Origin of the sequence: Labilibaculum manganireducens, from assembly GCF_963665805.2 — a bacterium.
In the GTDB taxonomy this organism is placed as follows: Bacteria; Bacteroidota; Bacteroidia; order Bacteroidales; family Marinifilaceae; genus Labilibaculum; species Labilibaculum manganireducens.
This window is the reverse complement of the sequence record NZ_CAXXEE010000003.1, coordinates 3101754-3120263: the sequence shown is the minus strand read 5'-3', so window position 1 is coordinate 3120263 and position 18510 is coordinate 3101754. Positions and strand designations below refer to the sequence as shown.

Genomic DNA, 18510 nt, shown 5'->3' with positions numbered 1-18510 from the left:
AATTAGTATATTTTTATATCGGCTGGTGTTAGCAATGTTGTATTTGTAAGAATATGACATTGCTTTTTTTATGCAATTGCCAATAAAGAACAAAGCTCTGTCTGAAGTGGAAATTTCAGACAGAGCTTTGCGGTGAAAATCATTCCACTTATTTTTTAATTGATTTGCTCCAGGTGTAAAATAAATCGGTCCAGGAGCTTACATGCCCTTTATTAAAACCAAAAGAAAAGCCGTGGCCTCCGGTCGAGAAGATATGCATTTCAGCAGAAACTCCATTGCTGATTAAGCTTTCGTACATCAACAAGCTGTTTTTTACGGGCACCGCATTATCATCTGATGCGTGAATAAGAAAAGCAGGTGGTGTGTCGCTGGTAACCTGTAGGTCGTTGGAGAATTTACCTGCTAATTTTTCATTTGGATTTTCGCCCAATAAACTTCGCTTCGATCCTTGATGTGTAATGCCCTCTTTCATGCTGATTACAGGATAGATGAGTGCCATAAAATCGGGACGGGCACTTTCTAAATCAATATCGTCAGCTGCAGGATACATCAATTCATTGTAATGTGTGCCAAGGGTTGAAGCCAGATGTCCGCCGGCAGAAAAGCCCATTACGCCTATTTCATTTTTATTGATGTTGTATTTTTCAGCATTAAACCGGATGGTTCTTAAAGCTCTCATCGCATCTTGCAGCGGGGCTTTGTAACTTTCAACAACCGACTGAGAATCCGGTAAGCGGTATTTTAGAACAAAGGCTGTAATTCCTTTTGAATTTAACCATTTGGCTATATCGGTACCTTCCGAATCGTATGCTAAAATTCGATACCCGCCGCCAGGGCAAATAAGAACAGCCTGCCCGTTTGAGTTTTTTTTGGCAGGAGTGAATACCTCTATTGTCGGCGTTTGTACTTTCGAAATCCGAACAACATCTGTTGCATTAATAACTTCTGTTTCATTTGAAACTTTGTGGTTTGGCATCTCATTCGGCCATAGAGGAATAATGTTATTCTGACCAAATATATTGAACGAATACACACTAATAAGTAACAAGAGAAGACCTGTTTTTTTCATGATTTATATTTTATTGATTTTGGAAAATAAATTTACGATTATTCGATGAATTGCCGATGTAATATGATGTTTAAATTGGCAGGTGATTTTATTCTGTGGTAACCAACAGCAGTTTTAGATCGGTATTGGTTCTGCTTTTGCCTTTCGCCATAAAAACGGCAGTAAAATAGGTTGAATTGCCCAAATAAGATGCTGTGAATTTTTGCAGAGAGTCAGTATTTGTGAAATATTCTACTGTTGAACAGACGCCTATGTCATGATCCGAAAAGAAAACGAATTGATCGTGATTGTTCGGCCCTTTGTATTTCGATACAATTGAATATTCAGAGACAAGTCCTTCGGTGAATAAATCAAATGTGGTGTCCTTTATGCTTGGGTGTTTCGAAAAATACAGTTTGGAATCTTTAATTTTGTAGTATTGATTTGCTTCATTAAAAAAATGGATGAACGAATTGTTATTTTTAATTGGGCCGGCGTAAATTGTATTTCCATCTTTTAAATCAGCAATGGAAGTTTGGCTTGAAAAATGAATGTTAAAATCAGTATTGTATTTGTCGAACAGGGAAGTGATTTTTTGGCTGGTAATGGCTCCCATACCCGTCATGTACGTGTAATTGGCAGGAGAAAGTTCGTTTTTAAGCTTTGGGTTGTTGTCGCAGAACTGATAGAATTCCTCAATGCTGTTGATTGTATAATCACGGTTCCATCCAAATGCACCGGTTGCCGTATTGCCCATAACACCAAAAGCGTCACCAATAATTAGCTTCGGCTTGCTTTCATCCTCTACAAATGAACTCCATAAAATTGGCGGTTTTTGAGGTATTTTACTAAGGGCAAACAGCAATAAAACAACAAATAGTACTACGTATGGTATGTATAAGGATAACTTTATTTTTTTAACTGCGTTTTCTTTGGTTTTTTTCATTGAAAACATCAATTGATACTGACCTTTTTCAATGTGCAGTCTGCAGGCATCTTCTTTGCCTTCGTTTTCGTAATACCGGGCAATTTTTTTTCTCAGATTATAAACATTAACCCGCACTCTGGGACTGCTTTTTTCTGTACTCTTTGATTCTCCAAAAAATTCTATTTCAATTAATTTTTCTTTCAGATCGGTTCCTTTTATTGTTTCTTCGAATAGATAGGAAAGTAAAGAACTGCTTGTGGGAGCCTTGGAAAATGTTTTGCTGTTCCTGATTTTCGCAATAATAAGCCGCTTGTTATCTAAAGAGATATTCATTAAAGAAGAATTTTCAGTTTTCGGGTTTGGTTTGTAATGGTTGGTTTTACAATGCTTTAGGCTTAGTGTTAACCGTTATAAGTACCGTTAAAGCAATGTTAAAGATAAACAAAATGCCTGGAATCGTTTCATTTGTAATAAGGATTATTGAAAGCACAAATAATATGGGTTTTTCAAAGTGGAAGAATGAATGATTTTCAAATTAAAATAGTTATTAAAATGATGAAAAATAAAGTTTTCGCGGTCATCTGCTTCTTATTTATGTCAACAGTAGTTTTAGGACAACAAAACACATTGACAAATGATGGAGCATGGTGTTGGTTTTCTGCACCTGGAGCAATTTACAAACACAATGGAAAGGCTGAAGTTGTAACTGGTTGGGTCACTTCCGATGGATCGATTGAAGCTGCGACTTTGAATCTGGAAACTAAAACGAGTTACATTCAAACGGTAAGTCCGAAGTTGGATAAAGACGATCATGCGAATCCTTCTTTTATTGAGTTGAACAACAAAGATGTGCTGATGTTTTATACCAAGCATTTCGATCAGGCTGTGCGTATGAATAAATTGTCGGCAAAGGAAGATTCCAAAGATTTTGGTCCAACTTCCTTTAAAGAGGTGTTTAGCGGGGAGCAATTTAAATTGTATCCTCGAAAGTGTGTTACTTATGCAAATCCGATCGCATTAAAAAAGGAAAAGAACAGATTGTTTTGTTTTGGCCGGTGGACAGGTTTTAAACCCAACATGATGTGGTCGGATGACAATGGAGAAACTTTTAATCCGGCTCAGGTTTTTATTACGAACCAACCATTTAACGATGACAATCGCCCCTATGTTCGGTACTATTCCGATGGGAAATCTAAAATACACATCATTTTTACCGATGGACATCCACGAAAAGAACCAACCAATTCTGTTTATTACGCATGCTATGAGAAAGGTGCATTTTGGAGAGCTGATGGAACAAAAATTTGTGATTTAAATCAGATTCCTTTTGAGCCTAAAGAAGCAACAGTAGTTTATCAGGCAACAGAAGAATCTGGAAGAGCATGGGTTTATGATGTTACGGCTGATAAAAAAGGAAACCCGGTTATTTTATATGCACGTTATCCGAAAGAAACCGAGCATTTGTATCATTACGCCCAATTTTCGAAAGGGAAATGGATCGATAATGAGATTTGTAATGCCGGGAAATGGTTTCCCCAAACTCCTGAAGGAGTAGTTGAAAGAGAACCTCATTATTCTGCAGGCTTAACTTTTCATCCACTAAAGCCTAATACAATTTATTTATCGAGAAATGTGAACGGAGTTTTTGAAATTGAGAAAAGAGTCACTTCAGATTTTGGTAAAACCTGGGAAGTAACTCCAATTACGCAGCATTCGAAATATGATAATGTTCGTCCTGTTGTTCCTAAAAACATGAAAAAAGGGGATCAGGCAGTTGTGTTGTGGATGGTAAACGAGAAGTACATTCATTACACAAATTTTAAAAGTAGAATTGAATATCTTCTGGATTAGAAATCATTAAACGATACCATAATGAGAATCACAAAATTTATATCAGTATTAGTTATTTGCCTGTTGTTTGGTGCGGGTAATTTATTTGCACAAGGCAATTTTATTACGAATGTTAATGGTCGCACCCATCAAAGCCTGAACGGCAAATGGAAGTATATTTTAGATCAGTATGAAACCGGGCAGATCGGCTTTAGTCCTTTGTATAAAAACAGCAAGGCAAAATCGAAGAGCGATAGGGTAGAGTACAGTTTTGACAATGCTCAAACCTTATGGGTTCCCGGTTCCTGGAATTCGCAAAAAGAAGAGCTGTATTATTACGAAGGAAGTGTTTGGTTCCGAAAGACCTTCGATTACCAGCCTAAGCATAAAAACTCCAGAATATTTATATATGTGGGGGCTGCAAACTATAAAACTACTTTTTCATTTAATGGAAAAAAATTGGGTGTGCACGAAGGTGGATTTACTCCATTTAGTTTTGAGGTAACTGATTTACTAAAAAAGCAGGATAATTTTTTGATTTTAGGAGTTAGTAACCGACGCGAGAAGGATTATATTCCTGCCATGGTAACCGATTGGTACAATCATGGAGGAATTACGCGCGATGTGAAAATTGTAGAGGTTCCTCAAACCTATATTGATGATTACACACTGGTTTTACAAAAGGAGTCGTTGAATAGAAAAACGCGTGTGGTAAAAGGTTCTGTTCAGCTTGCCGGCAACGATTATCCTGACAAGGCAAAGGTTGAAATTAAGGAATTGGGAGTTGTGGCAGAAGTTTCCATAAACAAAGAGGGAAGAGGTGAGTTTGCATTTAGCTCAAAAAAGATGAGCTTGTGGTCGCCCGAAAACCCAAAGCTTTATGATGTAAAACTGATTGCCGGAGATGATGAGCTTACCGATAGAATTGGTTTTAGAACTGTAGAGACACAAGGAAAAGAAATCCTGTTAAATGGGAAGCCGGTTTTTCTTCGCGGCGTTTCCATTCATGATGAAAATCCGGTTCGGAGAGACAGAGCGCATTCAATGGATGATGCAAAGCTGTTGTTGGGTTGGGCAAAGGAAATGGGTTGTAATTTTGCCCGCCTGGCACATTACCCGCATCAGGAAAATATTGTTCGTTTGGCCGATGAAATGGGAATTTTGCTTTGGGAAGAATTGCCGTTGTATTGGGGAATCGACTGGAAGAATGAAGAAGTTTTGAAAAAGGCGAAAGCGCAATATTCCGAACTAGTTAGAAGAGACAAAAACAGAGCGGCCACCATAATTTGGTCCATTGCAAATGAAACGGTACCCGGCGAAGCGCGAAATCACTTTTTAAGAGAAGTAACTTCACAGGTGCGTTCGTTGGACAGTACCCGATTGTTGAGTGCGGCCTGCAAAAAAGATGGTTGGGAAGATGGACTGGCCGGTGATAATTACAAAGTGAGTGATCCGATTGCCGAAGTTTTTGATATTGTAAGTTTTAATGAATATCAGGGATGGTACGGTGGATCTCCTGAAACCTGCCGAAACAAACGCTTCACAATAGAATACAATAAGCCGGTAATTATTAGTGAGTTTGGCGGTGGTGCAATTGAAGGATTTCATGCCGATAAGGAAACACGCTGGAGTGAAGAATATCAGGAGTATATGTATCAGGAGAATTTGGCCATGTTCGATAAAATTGAAGGTGTAGTTGGATTAACACCATGGATTTTGGTCGATTTTATGACACCGCTTCGCCAGTTACCCAATGTGCAGGATGGCTGGAACAGAAAAGGATTGGTTTCGGAGTCGGGAGCCAAGAAAAAGGCTTTCTATATTATGCAGAACTATTACAAAAAGAAAAAAGAGGAGTACAAATAAAAACGGGGATAAGTTTAGTGTCGATAAGGATACAATACCAAATTAACATCAAAACATGCCTTATAAAATGTTTCTTTTCAGCTATATCTTCGTTAAAAAAGATGCATCGTAACATAGCTATGCTTTACTTTTTTGCCTCGATACAGCTAAAAATTAATTCATTTTAATTAAAGTCTGTTTTGAAATTAAATTGGTATAATCACAATCAGGAGCGTTGATTTTTTTTCAGCGCTCTTTTTTTTGCTGTAATGTCTCGTCCTAAAATAGCCTGATACAAAAAGTAATGTCATGGGAAAAAGTTAATGTAAAATTGATCAGAATTTAATCTTGTTTTTTGAATTGTGAGGCATATATTCTATAGGTTTATAGCTGAATCTACTTCTAACATTTTTCATCATTCAATACAATTCCATGAATTTTAAATTTTTTACGGCTGCAATTCTTATCGTACTGTTTATTGGGTGTAAAAATTCTGTAAAAACAGTAAAAATATTACAAGTGCCGGGGAAAGATCAATTTTGTAAGATTGACAAAGAAGGAGTGTCGGTGCTTCCAAGTGGTCGTTATGTGACTCCTGCAGGTGAAGTTATCCCCATCACCAACGATCCGTATGGAATGGCGATCTCACCAGATGGAAAAAAAGCGGTAACACTGCACAATGGTGTAATCACTATTATCGGCTTAACGCAGGTAACAGCACAGCGAATACCTGATTACGAAGGAAAAAGACCTTCTCCTTTATCCAAAGGTTCATTTTTAGGAGTTGCTTTTTCCCTCGATTCAAAATATGTGTATTTAAGCGGAGGAGACAAAGGTGATGTAGTTATTTATGATGTTGAGAAACTGAAAAAGACAGATGATATTTCATTGAATGGGAAAGTGAATGGCACAGATTATCAGGATAGTTTTACATCCGATTTGATGATCAATCCCGATAAAAACGAATTGCTGGTATTGGACAGGGCTAATTTCAGAATGGTTCGTGTCGATTTGGCCACTAAAAAGGTAACTGCTTCGGTTAAGGTTGGACGACAACCTTTCGGTATTGCTTTAAGTCCCGACAAAAAACAAGCTTTGGTTGCCAACGTAGGGATGTATTCTTACCCTCTTATTACAGGAGCAACACCCGAAAACATTCAAAACCTTTTGATTTCGCATCATCCTTACGGAAACAATACACCCGAATCGGTTCATGGAACATTGGTAGAAGGCAAACAGATTCCAGGTTTGGGAAGTCCGAATCATCCCGATGCCATGAGTGTGTTTACGATTGACCTTGATAACAATAAGGTAATTAATAAATTCAAAACCGGATATTTAATTGGGGAAACAGTAGAAGATGCCGAAGTTGTTGGTGGTGCAAGTCCGAACTCAATTGCTGTGGGAAAACAATTTGCCTATGTAACCAATGCCACCAACGATAACATTACAATAATAGATCATACAAGTCAAAAGATAGTCGGACATATTCCTATTCAGGTGGATCAACGTATTGATAAACTTAGAGGTTTGCTGCCATTTGGAATTACAATGACCAAAGATGAAAAGACTCTGTATGTTGCCCTTTTGGGATTTAATGCCGTTGCAGTAATCGATGTGCAGGGCAAAACAACCAAAGGTTTAATTCCTTCAGGCTGGGGGCCAACCAGAGTGGAATTATCGAATGACGAAAAAAATATTTACATCATTACCTGCCGTGGGTGGGGAGCAGGTCCCAATGGTGGGGTCGGTTTTGTACCGCCTGTTCAGGGCAGTTCGGTGAGTGAAATTCAGTTGGGGAGTTTTCAAAAAGTGCAGGTGCCCGACGCTGATGAGCTGGCCCGCTATACCAAACAATCGATCGATAATACATTTATTGAAACAACTATTGAAGAGGATGAAAAAAATCCTCTGCCTGAATTGCCCGGACTGCGCCAAAGTCCGATTAAGCATGTGGTGTATATCACCAAGGAAAACAGAACCTACGATGAGATTTTCGGGCAGTTAAAGGGTGCTTCTGGCGACAGTACATTGGCACGGTATGGTACTAACAATACTTACACATTGCCAGACTCTCTTCAAAATCAGTTTCCCAATCTGCGTATTTCACCCAATCACATAAAAGCGGCCAAACAATTTTCTTTTTCAGACAACTACTATTGCGACAGCGATGCATCCGTACATGGTCATCATTGGTTGGTGGGGGTAATCCCTAATGAATGGGTCGAATCCAATGCCAGTACAGACAAAACAGCGATGCCTTTTTCGAAAGCCGAAGGACGACGCTTTCCCAAAACAATCGGAAGTGTGGATCCGGAAGATTATGCCGAAACAGGCGGACTTTGGGAGGCCTTGGAGCGACAGCAGATTGAATTCTACAATTTCGGACAGGCCAACGAAAGCGGGCACGAACGCGAGGCATGGTACGACACCAATACGGGTGCTGCTCATGGCGTAATGATTCCCATGCAAAATGCCTTGTTTACAAGAACAAGCCATAATTATGCCGGTTACAATACGTCCATTCCCGATCAATACCGAATGAATCAGTTCGAATTGGAATTCACGAAGAAATGGATAGACAGCAACGACGAAATGCCTCCTTTCATCACCATGATGATTCCCAATGATCATGGTGCAAGTCCCAATGCCGAACAAGGATATCCGTACCGCCAGTCGTACATGGTCGACAATGATTTGGCTGTTGGCCGTGTACTGCACTTTTTATCGCGGACAAAATACTGGAAGGATATGCTTGTAATTATCACCGAAGATGATCCTCAGGGAGGAGTCGATCATATTGATGCCCATCGTTCTGTTTTGATGATGGCAGGTCCGTATGTAAAGCATGGATATGTTTCGCATACTCATGCCAATTTTGGAGCTATATTGAAAACCATATACAATATTTTAAATGTACCTTATGTGAATCATTTCGATTTAACCGGTTCGTTATTACAGGATTTTTTTACGGATAAACCCGATTTTACACCCTATACATTGGAACTTCACGATAACCGGATTTATGATGCCGAGCTGTCGATGAAGAAATACCACAAAACTATCGACTGGAGAAAGATTGAACAAGGACCCGAAATGGATAATGTAGAAGATGCCCGCGAAGATTTTGCAAAAAACAACACTGAGGAATAGAATGCATTGCAATTTAAAATCAATTAAATTTCAAATATATTTTAAATGATGAGTTTTGATGTTAATTTGGTATCTGCTTATTTTTACAAGCGAAACAAACCTTTAAGCATCATTTTTATGAACAAACGAATTCTCCTGATACAAGCATTGCTTGTTTCACTCTTGCTTTTTTCATGCAAAAAGCCAACACCTAAAGATTTAGCAAAAGAAAATTTAATTCCTCAGCCTGACAGTCTTGCTGCAACGGGCAGCTCTTTCGACTGGACTGCGAAAACAAAAATTTATGTGCAGGAAAAGCAGGAGGGCAGTCAACAAGTGGCAAATTATTTGGCAAAGCTGATTGCTCCGTCAACGGGATTTACTCCTGAAGTGAAAAGAGTAACAAATCCGGCCGATAAAAAAGGAATTGTTCTGATTCTGTCGGATGATACTATTTCCGGTGATGAAGCGTACACTTTAAAGATTACTGAAAAAAGAGTTGTTCTGGAAGCGCATCAGCCAGCCGGATTGTTTCGGGGAGTGCAAACTATCAGACAACTGCTGCCGGCAAAAATAGAATTGGATAGCTTACAAACAGGTCCTTGGGAACTGGCCAGCGGTATTATTAAGGATGCACCAAATTACCAGTATCGCGGTGCAATGCTGGATGTGGCACGTCACTTTTTTGGAGTGGAAGATGTAAAGCGGTTTATTGATTTGATTGCAGCATACAAAATGAATGTCCTTCACCTGCACCTTACAGATGATCAGGGCTGGAGAATCGAAATCAAGTCGTGGCCCAATTTAACAACTCATGGCGGAAGCACACAGGTAGGCGGCGAAAAAGGTGGGTTTTATACTCAGAATCAGTACAGCGAAATTGTAAACTATGCGCAGGAAAGATTCATAACCGTTATCCCCGAAATTGATATGCCCGGGCACACCAATGCAGCTTTGGCTTCCTACGCCTGTTTAAATGCCAATAACAAAGTTACCGAATTGTATACCGGCACCAAAGTAGGTTTTAGTACGTTGGACACTGATAAGGAAATCACCTACAAATTTATTGATGATGTGATTGGAGAATTGGCAGCCCTTACACCGGGTGAATACATCCACATTGGCGGCGACGAGTCGAATGCAACCAAAAAGAAAGATTACATCAGCTTTGTGAATCGGGTGCAGAAAATTGTAAGCAGACACAAGAAAAAAATGATTGGATGGGCCGATGTGGCTGCTGCCGAATTGGAAGAAAACTCTCTGGCTCAGTTTTGGCAAACCAAGCCTGACAATGCAATAAAGGCAGTAAATCAAAATGTAAAAATCATTATGTCGCCGGCCAACCGTGCCTACCTCGATATGCAGTACGATTCCATTTGTCCGTTGGGCTTGCATTGGGCAGGTTATGTGGATGTAAAAAAGGCTTACGGATGGAACATTGAAAACTTTGCAAAAGGCATCAGTAAAGAAAATATTGTGGGAATTGAAGCACCCTTATGGGGCGAAACGATTGAAACAATGGATGACATTGAATACCTTGTTTTTCCACGATTGCCGGGCTACGCCGAATTAGGATGGTCGAAGAACACCAACAAAAGCTGGGACGAGTATAAAATTCGTTTGGGAAAACAGAAAGAACGTTTTGGGTATATGAACATCAACTATTACCAATCGCCTTTAATTCCATGGGCTGATCGGGGAAACGAAAAAATAATACAACAGAAGGAAAAGAAATAATTAGTAGTGTTTCTGTAAAATTGGAAACCTTACTCAAAGTATTCCGTAAAACCATCACCACTAACGTTTTAAATAACAATAAGATGTATACAAACTTATCTGAAATACAAAAACAATATTTTTATAATTTGTGTGGTGAAACTCATCAGTCATCAGAAACAAAAGGGCGTTTTAAAACAAGCAAGCCGTATAACAATGAGTATTATAAATTCTCTCCCTGGGGATTTGAATATTTTTTTGATGTAGAAAAAGGTTATCTGATATGTATATTGTCTCATCATATGACCGACAACCGAATTTATGGCTGGGATCATCGGGGGAATGAAATATCAGATTATATTATTTCTGAATATTTTAAAGGTAAGAAAGTTGCTTAAAAAATAAATATCTGCATAAAGCAGATGCAACAAAACTAGAGGTAAAGTTTACCCGACTCTTTTAAAGAGCCGGGTTTTTTATTTGTGGGAATCTATGTCTTTTTATGTTGCTTGAAAAGTGGTTGTAAATTTTGCGATATAAATGTTTTGTTCGCTAGTTTGAGTTTTGTAGATTCGGGAGTTAAAAATATAAAAGCGGTTTTTTGTAGGGTATGATTGTAGAGGCTTTAATGAAGAAGCTTTGAGACTTGTGAAATTGATGTCGAAGTGGAAACCAGCTTCAATAAATAAAAAACCAGTAAATTCTTATCGCGTAATTCCGATTAAATTTATTCTGAGGTAGGGAGATAACCGGCAGCAATAAAATCTAAATTATTAATATGTATTGATGTTGAAGATTAGGACTGGAGTAAAAGTGCAGAATGAGCTAAAAAATAACCAATTAAAACACAAAAGAGATGAGAATGAAATTAATTTTTGTTGCATTGTTTAGTATGCTTTCCACATTTGGCTCTTTAGCGCAGGATCAAAAAGTGAAGGAACCTCAAAAGATGTTTGTTATAAATGGGGAAGAGGTGACTCAAGATTATGCTTACAGCTTAAAACCCGAACGAATTAAGAATATGACAATGGGGGTTTCCGGTGAGGTTAAAGAAGCCTTAATTAAGAAATACGGGGAGAAAGTGAACGAAAGTATAGTTATTCTATTTGATCTGTACACCGATGCCGAGATGAAGAAAGTAAAACCCATTACTCCTGAAGAAGCTGCTGCAGTTAATAAAAGGAATGCTGATGAACACGAAAAAAAGCTGAATGAGTCTACTGTAATAAAAACAGGCGATATGGCTCCGGATTTTGTGGTTGAAATGCTCGATGGGCAAAAAATTAAATTATCGGAACTAAAAGGAAAAGTTGTTCTGATTAATTTTTGGGCTACCTGGTGTGCTCCGTGTATGAGCGAATTTTACGAATTCCCTGATAAAATAGTAAATCCGTTTGCTTCTAAAGACTTTGTTCTGCTTCCAATTTCGCGGGGAGAGAAAGAAGATGTGGTCAGCAAAAAAATGGAAAAGCTAAAGACCAAAGGGATTGCTTTTAATGTGGGATTAGATCTTAATAAGGATATTTATAAACAATATGCCAGCAACTTTATTCCTCGGAATTTCCTTGTCGACCAAAATGGCACTGTCGTTTATACTTCTGTAGGGTATAGCGAAGCGAAACTGAATGAATTGGTGAAGAAAATTAACGAACTACTGAAGCCTTCAGAAGAATAAGCGGACTTCTTTCCTTGGCGAATTGATGAGGCAATAGCATGAAATCGCCCGAGAAACTAAGCAAAACCATCGCCGCCTAAAAAGCAAAATTGGACAGTAATTTATTTTGGAAATTAAGAAACAGTAAAACGAAACAAATAACGAAATGAATGATTTTTTAATAGCAATAGGTATTGGTCTTACAGCCGGTTTGATCGACATTATTCCAATGACAATTCAGAAACTGGATAAGCGGGATATTATCTCCGCTTTTGTACACTATTTCGCACTCGGATTAATTATTCCATTTGTGAATTGGGGGTTGGCTCAGTGGATGACAGGAATGATTATCGCTTTACTGACCGCCATACCGGTTATGATTGTTGTTTATCCCAAAGACAAAAAAGCAATTGTTCCAATGGTATTGTTTTCGTTGCTATTAGGTGCGGGAATTGGAATTGCCGGTGCAAAATTTATCGGATAGAAAATGGAGGGATTGATTAAAAAACTGTAAAAAGACCATGCAGCAATTAATTCCGGAATTATCAAAGAATATCACTAAAAACAAATATTTTTATCAGACTATAAATTTATTTTAATGACTTGTATTTATCGACTATTAATTTTCAGTTTGGTACTGATTCCGAATCTTACCAAAGCACAATCAAACATCGAACTTTTTAACCAAAAGGATTTATCGGGATGGTATGCCTACGAACCTGAATCGGGAAAACATGAGAATGCTTCAGAGCTCTTTGCTGTCGATCAGCAGATGATTCGTTTGTATGGTAACAAGGCAGGTTACCTAATGTCTGAGCAATCATTTGATAATTTTCAATTATGCGTTGAGTTTCGTTGGAATACCGATTCAACATTTGTAAGAAAAAGCAATAAGAAAAACAGTGGAATCACTTATTTGGTTCCAAAAGAAAGCCGCGATACCTTGTGGCCTAAGGGGGTGCAGTTTCAGGTAAAGGAAGGTGCAACAGGAGATTTTATTTTTCTTCAGAATGTTACACTTCGAATTAATGGAGAGCAAACAGAACCTGGGCGAAGTGTGGTTGCCAAACGTTTTACAGATGCAGGCAATGCAATTGGAGAATGGAATACCGCCCTTATTACAGTGGTAAATGGTAAAATAAAACAGGAGCTGAATGGTAAACTGGTAAACGAGGGAGTTGAATCTTCGGTTTCGAAAGGTCGTATTTTATTGCAGTATGAAGGGTATCCGATTGATTTTCGGAAGGTGCAGATTAAGAAATTATAATGCCAATCAAACTATTTTTGATATCGAAGCGGTACTAAATAATATTCAAGAGTATAATTAAATTAGAATGCCATGCATTATTTAAAATGTAACAATTGCGGACACTTAAATGAGCTTAAATCGGAGTACATGACTTTTTGTACAAAGTGCAGCAAAAAGCTCGAAAACAATTACTCCGATTGGAAAAATCGTAATTCAGATCGATCATTTGATGAATACAAACAAGTCGTGTGCACTACCGAAGCCATTGAATCGTTGAAGGAAATACCAAAATCGAAACAGCGGAAAGGGCTTAAATATTGGATCGCATTTGCTGTAGCATTTGCAATTTTTTATGCTGTGGGACAAATTGGAGGTGAAAGTTTAGCCGGATTATTTCGGAAAACAACATTCGATAAGGCATTAATGGAAATGGCAGGTGAACTTAATAAATCGTGCCCGATTATGGTCGATAATGCCACCAGGCTTGACAATGCAGTTGCATTGCCCGACAATGTTTTTCAATACAATTACACTCTTATTAGTATGAGCAAGGATTCTGTAAACATTGAAGAATTAAAATCTTATTTGGAGCCGACCATAATTAACTCCGTAAAAACGAATCCCGACATGCAAGGTATGAGAGATAATAAAGTACAAATGAAGTACTATTATAAGGACAAGTGGGGCGTTTATTTGTTTACCATTGCGGTAAAACCAGAACAATACGAATAGTGAAAAGTACTGGCCAATAAAAGATCTGTAATTTGCCACAGCGATACAGAGTTAAGGGCAATTAATTATTTATTGAACATTTCAAAAGCTCTGTCGAATTCTACATGGTAGATGAGGATCACATTCTTAAATTTAAAATCAAACAATGAAAGTCGTTTCCACAAATATTGGTAAAAGTGTAGAAATCAATTATCACGGACAAATTGAAAAAACCGGCATGTATAAATATGCAGTTGATCAGGCAATTTTTCTTGGTAAAGAAGATGTTGTTAAGGATGCTGTAATTGACAGAAGGTATCATGGAGGTGCAGATAAAGCCTGTTACTGGTATTCTGAAAAACACTACACTTTTTGGAAAGATAAATTCCCAAATTTGGATTGGAATTATGGAATGTTTGGTGAAAATTTAACCATTTCGGATTTGGATGAAGGAGACATTAAAATTGGGGATGTTTTTCAAATAGGAAATGCCAGGGTTCAGGTTACCCAGCCCCGGCAACCATGTTACAAACTAAATTACCGGTTTGATTGCAACAGCATGGTTCGCCGGTTTATTGATGCTGGTTTTCCAGGAGTATACATTCGTGTGATTGAGGAAGGAGAAGTAAGGCAAGGGGATGAGTTAATTTTGCTGGAAAGGCGGGAGGAAAGCTTATCGATAAGAGAAGTGTACAATTTGTTGTACGAATCCTCCAAAGATCAGTTAAAACTGGAAAAGGCATTATCTGATCCGGCACTGGCTGCAAGCTGTAAAAGAGATTTGAATAAATAAGAAAGGACAGCGGTGGCTGTCCTTTTGTATGTTAACTTCCTAATATTATTTTTCGAATTAAGGCTTCATGATCGGTAGCGCTTACATCCATATTAAATCCTATTTTATAAATCAAGCCATTGTACCAGGTGTAGTATTGTGATGAGCCTGTCGACTCCTTATCCATCAGTTTGTCCTCTTCAATAAATTTATAATAATCAAACATTCTGGGCCAGCTTCCTGATGCAGGTTTGTAATACATGGGATGAGTTCCTTCCAGAACTAATTTTTCATACCCCTTAATATTTTCTTCCATTGCCAATGTGGCTTGTTCATCTGCAAATGGATCTTCAGGATATTGAGTAACAGAGACAATAAAGAAATCCTTAAAATTGGTTTGGTAGCCAGTTGTATTCTCTAAATATGAAAACTGAACCTGAAATACCAACTTATTGAAGGCATTCCATGAAGTCACAATATTTGCTTCTTGCTGGGCAGCAAACGGCAAATCGCTTTGTGATATCAGGTTTAGTTTATCCCTCATTACTGAAGGAATGCTGGCCAGAGCTTCCGAAAAACTCACCGGAGCATAATAGTCCACTTTTTCGCGGAATTCTAATAATTCAAAATCATAGTTGTAGGTATGTTGTCTTCCATCAACTTCATTTAAGTTTTCCAGTAATGCTTGGTTTTCATCAATATAACCGGAATGATTGTTGTCTTTTGCACATGAAAAACTTCCAATAACGAAAAGTATGATGAAAAAATAATGACGTCTCATAATGATGTAATTTGGTAAATCAATAGTAACAATACAAACATACGTAAAAATTGATTTTATGTTCTGTCTTGTTTAAAATTAAATAATCAATTTACAAGTGTTCCGATTTCATTAAACTCCCGTTCCGATTTATTACCAGTACTACTATCAGGCATATAGCCCCGGATATTCTATTATAAAAAATCTCATTGTCTTTTATGAGAGTTAATGAATTTTTATGTACTAAGGCGTTTTATGTTGGTGGAGCCATGGGTAAACCTCCAGGCCTCGAACAAATACAGTTTGGAGTCATGGGTAAACCTCCAAGGCTTCACAAACTGTTTTGCGGGCTCATGGGTAAACCTCCAAGCTCAAATAAATCCTTTTTGGACTTATGGGTAAACCTCCATGGCTTCACTAACCGTTTTGCGGGCTCATGGGCAAATCTTCATGACATTTCATTATTTGGGCTATTTTTCATTTGCCAGTTCCCAGGCGGTTAAAAATACAAGTTCAGATACTCGTTTTATGGCCCGAAAATCAATCTTGTCGGCGGTGTCGCTTGCTTTGTGGTAGTCGTCATGTAAGCCATTAAAATAAAAAACAGCGGGAATGCCATGCTTCACAAAGGATGCTTGATCCGAGGCCTGATACAGAAAATTATCGGGCATATCGTATTTGTAATCAAGACGCAATTTTGTACTGATCTGATTGATACTATCGGATATAACTTTTAATTTGGGTTCGAGATGATTGGTTCCCAAAAGGTAAATATAATCTGTGGTATCATTAAATTCGTCGTGTCGGCCCAGCATATCCAAATTTAAATTTCCAACGATATTCGATAGGGGAAACGGAGGGTTGTCTGCAAAATATTTCGATCCGCACAAACCTTTTTCTTCTCCGGTAAATGCAGTAAAAAGGATGCTGCGTTTTATTTTATGTCCCTCATCGCTGGCTTCCTGAAATTTTCGTGCAATTTCTATAATTGCTGCAGTTCCTGATGCATTATCATTCGCTCCATTAAATATTTCACCATCTTTTTTTCCAATGTGGTCGTAATGGGCAGAAATAACTAAAACTTCTTCCTTTTTATTGGTCCCCGGTAAAAAAGCGAACACATTTTCAGTACTTACTTCCTTGTATTTCAAGTCAAAATTAAAGGTGAATTTACAGATTTTCTGTTCTGTTTTATTCATTTTATTTGTCTCAAGAATCTGTTTTAATCTTTTTGGTTTTATCTGAAGAAGCGCACAGGCTGCCAAATTTGAGATGGCACCCTGATAAGTGTGCATTCTGTTTTTATATTTGGTAAAGGATGCAGCAGAACTTATAGAATCAAAAGGGTTAAAATTGTTATTCATCTCCGATTTTAAAATCATTCCTTTTGGGGATATTGTTTTTCTTTTTTCAAGTAGTTCTTTGTATTGGCTGTTCTTATTGGGATTGCAAAACAGCACCAACCTGGCTTTGGAAGCCTCTGCAATATCATTCGATTTTATGGCCGCAGCATACAGGTTTGTGCTCAGAAAGAGAACAGCCTTGTTAGAATAATCTTTGTTTATATAACTCGTGTCAGGAGCAGTTCCCAAAAAAACAAGATCCATGCTGTTATTTGAATAATTGGTGAATCCTGATATAAGAATGTCTTCGTAATTTATAAATACCTTATTTATAGTCTGAATTTCAGCATCAGCCTGCTCCTTTTTGTAGATCGCGAAATTCTGAAAGTATCCCGAACGGTCTTGGTTTCCTTTAGGATTGTTTACACCTGCATTTATGAATTGCTGACAAATGTATTGGGCGGCAAGCTTTTGTCCTTTACTACCAGTGTCTCTTCCTTCCATACTATCAGAGGATAGTGTTACAATATCGTTTTGTATTTTATTGGTCGATAGCGATTTTGAATAGTACAAGGCGATACTGTCTTGTGCACTTAAATGAAATAAATTACTTACTGATAGGAAAAGGATAATGATGATTGATCGCATGGGAAATACTTTAATAATGAAATAGGGAAATTAAATTACTAAAATTTGTTTTCCGATTCGCATTTGGCTTTTATTTATTTACTTTTTAAGCAAGGCATTTTTATTTCTCATTTTTAGATCTAATATCGTAACTTAAACTAAATAAGGAATTTGAATCATGAAAACCTTCAGCCTTGTTATACTATTGATTGTTTCACTAGGAAGATATAGTGAAATTGCTAATCGGCAAAAGATGGAATTTGAGAAACTTCGGGAAAACATGGTCATCGAACAAATAATTAAAAGAGGTGTGAATAATGCTCTTGTTATCGGCGCGATGGAAAAAGTGGAAAGGCATTTATTTGTTCCGGCAGGCTTAAGGCGTTTTGCGTATCAGGATCGTCCTTTGCCTATTGGGGAAGGACAAACCATTTCACAACCGTATATTGTTGCGTATATGACTCAACTGCTCGAATTGAGTTCGAAAAGCCGGGTTTTGGAAATTGGCACAGGCTCCGGGTATCAGGCGGCTATATTGGGAGAGATCTGTTCTGAAGTTTATTCCATTGAAATTGTTGAATCTTTGCAGAAAAGAGCTTCTTTCATTCTGGATTCTTTAAAATATGAAAATGTAAAGACTTTTTATGGAGATGGTTATCAGGGCTTGGCTGATAAAGCTCCATTCGATGGAATTATTGTGACTTGTTCACCTGCAGCAATTCCCGAAGCTTTAATTGCTCAACTGGCAGAAGGAGGCCGATTGGTAATTCCTGTGGGTAAGAAGAATGTGAAGAAGTTGGTTCTTCTAAAAAAAGAAAATGGGAAAGTAAGCAAACAGATTGATTTACCAGTTCGATTTGTTCCCATGGTTGATGAAAAAGGGAAATTTTATTAA

The 18510-nt window shown here is 37.8% G+C and carries 15 protein-coding genes; 11 read left to right on the top strand and 4 right to left on the bottom strand.

All coding sequences use genetic code 11. The features are described from left to right. Positions 1–148: 148 nt before the first annotated feature. A complete protein-coding gene (locus ACHZAX_RS12155) occupies positions 149–1069 on the bottom strand; it encodes an alpha/beta hydrolase (protein ID WP_101307999.1) in 921 nt (306 codons plus the stop codon). Positions 1070–1157: 88 nt separating this feature from the next. Next, a complete protein-coding gene (locus ACHZAX_RS12150; RefSeq protein WP_320019307.1) occupies positions 1158–2309 on the bottom strand; it encodes a hypothetical protein in 1152 nt (383 codons plus the stop codon). Positions 2310–2528: 219 nt separating this feature from the next. On the opposite strand from ACHZAX_RS12150, the gene ACHZAX_RS12145 reads away from it, so the two are divergent. The 10 genes from ACHZAX_RS12145 to ACHZAX_RS12100 all read left to right on the top strand — a co-directional run bounded on the left by ACHZAX_RS12145 (position 2529) and on the right by ACHZAX_RS12100 (position 14906). Next, positions 2529–3827 carry a BNR-4 repeat-containing protein gene (locus tag ACHZAX_RS12145; RefSeq protein WP_320019306.1) on the top strand — a complete coding sequence of 433 codons (1299 nt, stop codon included), beginning with the start codon at positions 2529–2531 and terminating at the stop codon, positions 3825–3827. 21 nt (positions 3828–3848) lie between these two features. Further along, on the top strand, positions 3849–5672 hold the full coding sequence (locus ACHZAX_RS12140; RefSeq protein WP_320019305.1) for a glycoside hydrolase family 2 protein: 1824 nt from the start codon (positions 3849–3851) through the stop codon (positions 5670–5672). A gap of 411 nt (positions 5673–6083) precedes the next feature. After that, positions 6084–8804 carry a bifunctional YncE family protein/alkaline phosphatase family protein gene (locus ACHZAX_RS12135; protein ID WP_320019304.1) on the top strand — a complete coding sequence of 907 codons (2721 nt, stop codon included), beginning with the start codon at positions 6084–6086 and terminating at the stop codon, positions 8802–8804. A gap of 45 nt (positions 8805–8849) precedes the next feature. Next, entirely contained in the window at positions 8850–10520 is a 1671-nt protein-coding gene (locus tag ACHZAX_RS12130) for a beta-N-acetylhexosaminidase (protein ID WP_320019303.1), read from the top strand. 83 nt (positions 10521–10603) lie between these two features. Beyond that, entirely contained in the window at positions 10604–10897 is a 294-nt protein-coding gene (locus ACHZAX_RS12125; RefSeq protein WP_101307995.1) for a hypothetical protein, read from the top strand. Between the two features lie 464 nt (positions 10898–11361). Then, on the top strand, positions 11362–12174 hold the full coding sequence (locus ACHZAX_RS12120) for a TlpA family protein disulfide reductase (RefSeq protein ID WP_320019302.1): 813 nt from the start codon (positions 11362–11364) through the stop codon (positions 12172–12174). Between the two features lie 145 nt (positions 12175–12319). Next, the gene (locus tag ACHZAX_RS12115) at positions 12320–12637 is read left to right on the top strand and encodes a hypothetical protein (RefSeq protein ID WP_320019301.1); all 318 of its coding nucleotides are present in this window, start codon (positions 12320–12322) and stop codon (positions 12635–12637) included. Positions 12638–12751: 114 nt separating this feature from the next. Beyond that, positions 12752–13420: a 3-keto-disaccharide hydrolase gene (locus ACHZAX_RS12110; RefSeq protein ID WP_320019300.1), complete on the top strand. Its 669-nt coding sequence runs from the start codon at positions 12752–12754 to the stop codon at positions 13418–13420. A 72-nt stretch (positions 13421–13492) separates the two neighbouring features. Then, a complete protein-coding gene (locus ACHZAX_RS12105; RefSeq protein WP_320019299.1) occupies positions 13493–14134 on the top strand; it encodes a hypothetical protein in 642 nt (213 codons plus the stop codon). Positions 14135–14279: 145 nt separating this feature from the next. Further along, positions 14280–14906 carry an MOSC domain-containing protein gene (locus ACHZAX_RS12100; protein WP_320019298.1) on the top strand — a complete coding sequence of 209 codons (627 nt, stop codon included), beginning with the start codon at positions 14280–14282 and terminating at the stop codon, positions 14904–14906. 31 nt (positions 14907–14937) lie between these two features. On the opposite strand, the gene ACHZAX_RS12095 is transcribed toward ACHZAX_RS12100, so the two are convergent. Together ACHZAX_RS12095 and ACHZAX_RS12090 are read right to left on the bottom strand one after the other, a co-directional pair. Next, positions 14938–15666 (bottom strand): hypothetical protein, encoded by a 729-nt coding sequence (locus ACHZAX_RS12095; RefSeq protein WP_320019297.1) that lies wholly within the window; start codon positions 15664–15666, stop codon positions 14938–14940. Between the two features lie 449 nt (positions 15667–16115). Continuing rightward, complete coding sequence (locus ACHZAX_RS12090; protein ID WP_320019296.1) at positions 16116–17636, bottom strand: M28 family metallopeptidase; 1521 nt, start codon at positions 17634–17636, stop codon at positions 16116–16118. Between the two features lie 232 nt (positions 17637–17868). Between ACHZAX_RS12090 and ACHZAX_RS12085 the strand changes: the two genes are divergently transcribed. Next, the gene (locus ACHZAX_RS12085; protein WP_320019295.1) at positions 17869–18510 is read left to right on the top strand and encodes a protein-L-isoaspartate(D-aspartate) O-methyltransferase; all 642 of its coding nucleotides are present in this window, start codon (positions 17869–17871) and stop codon (positions 18508–18510) included.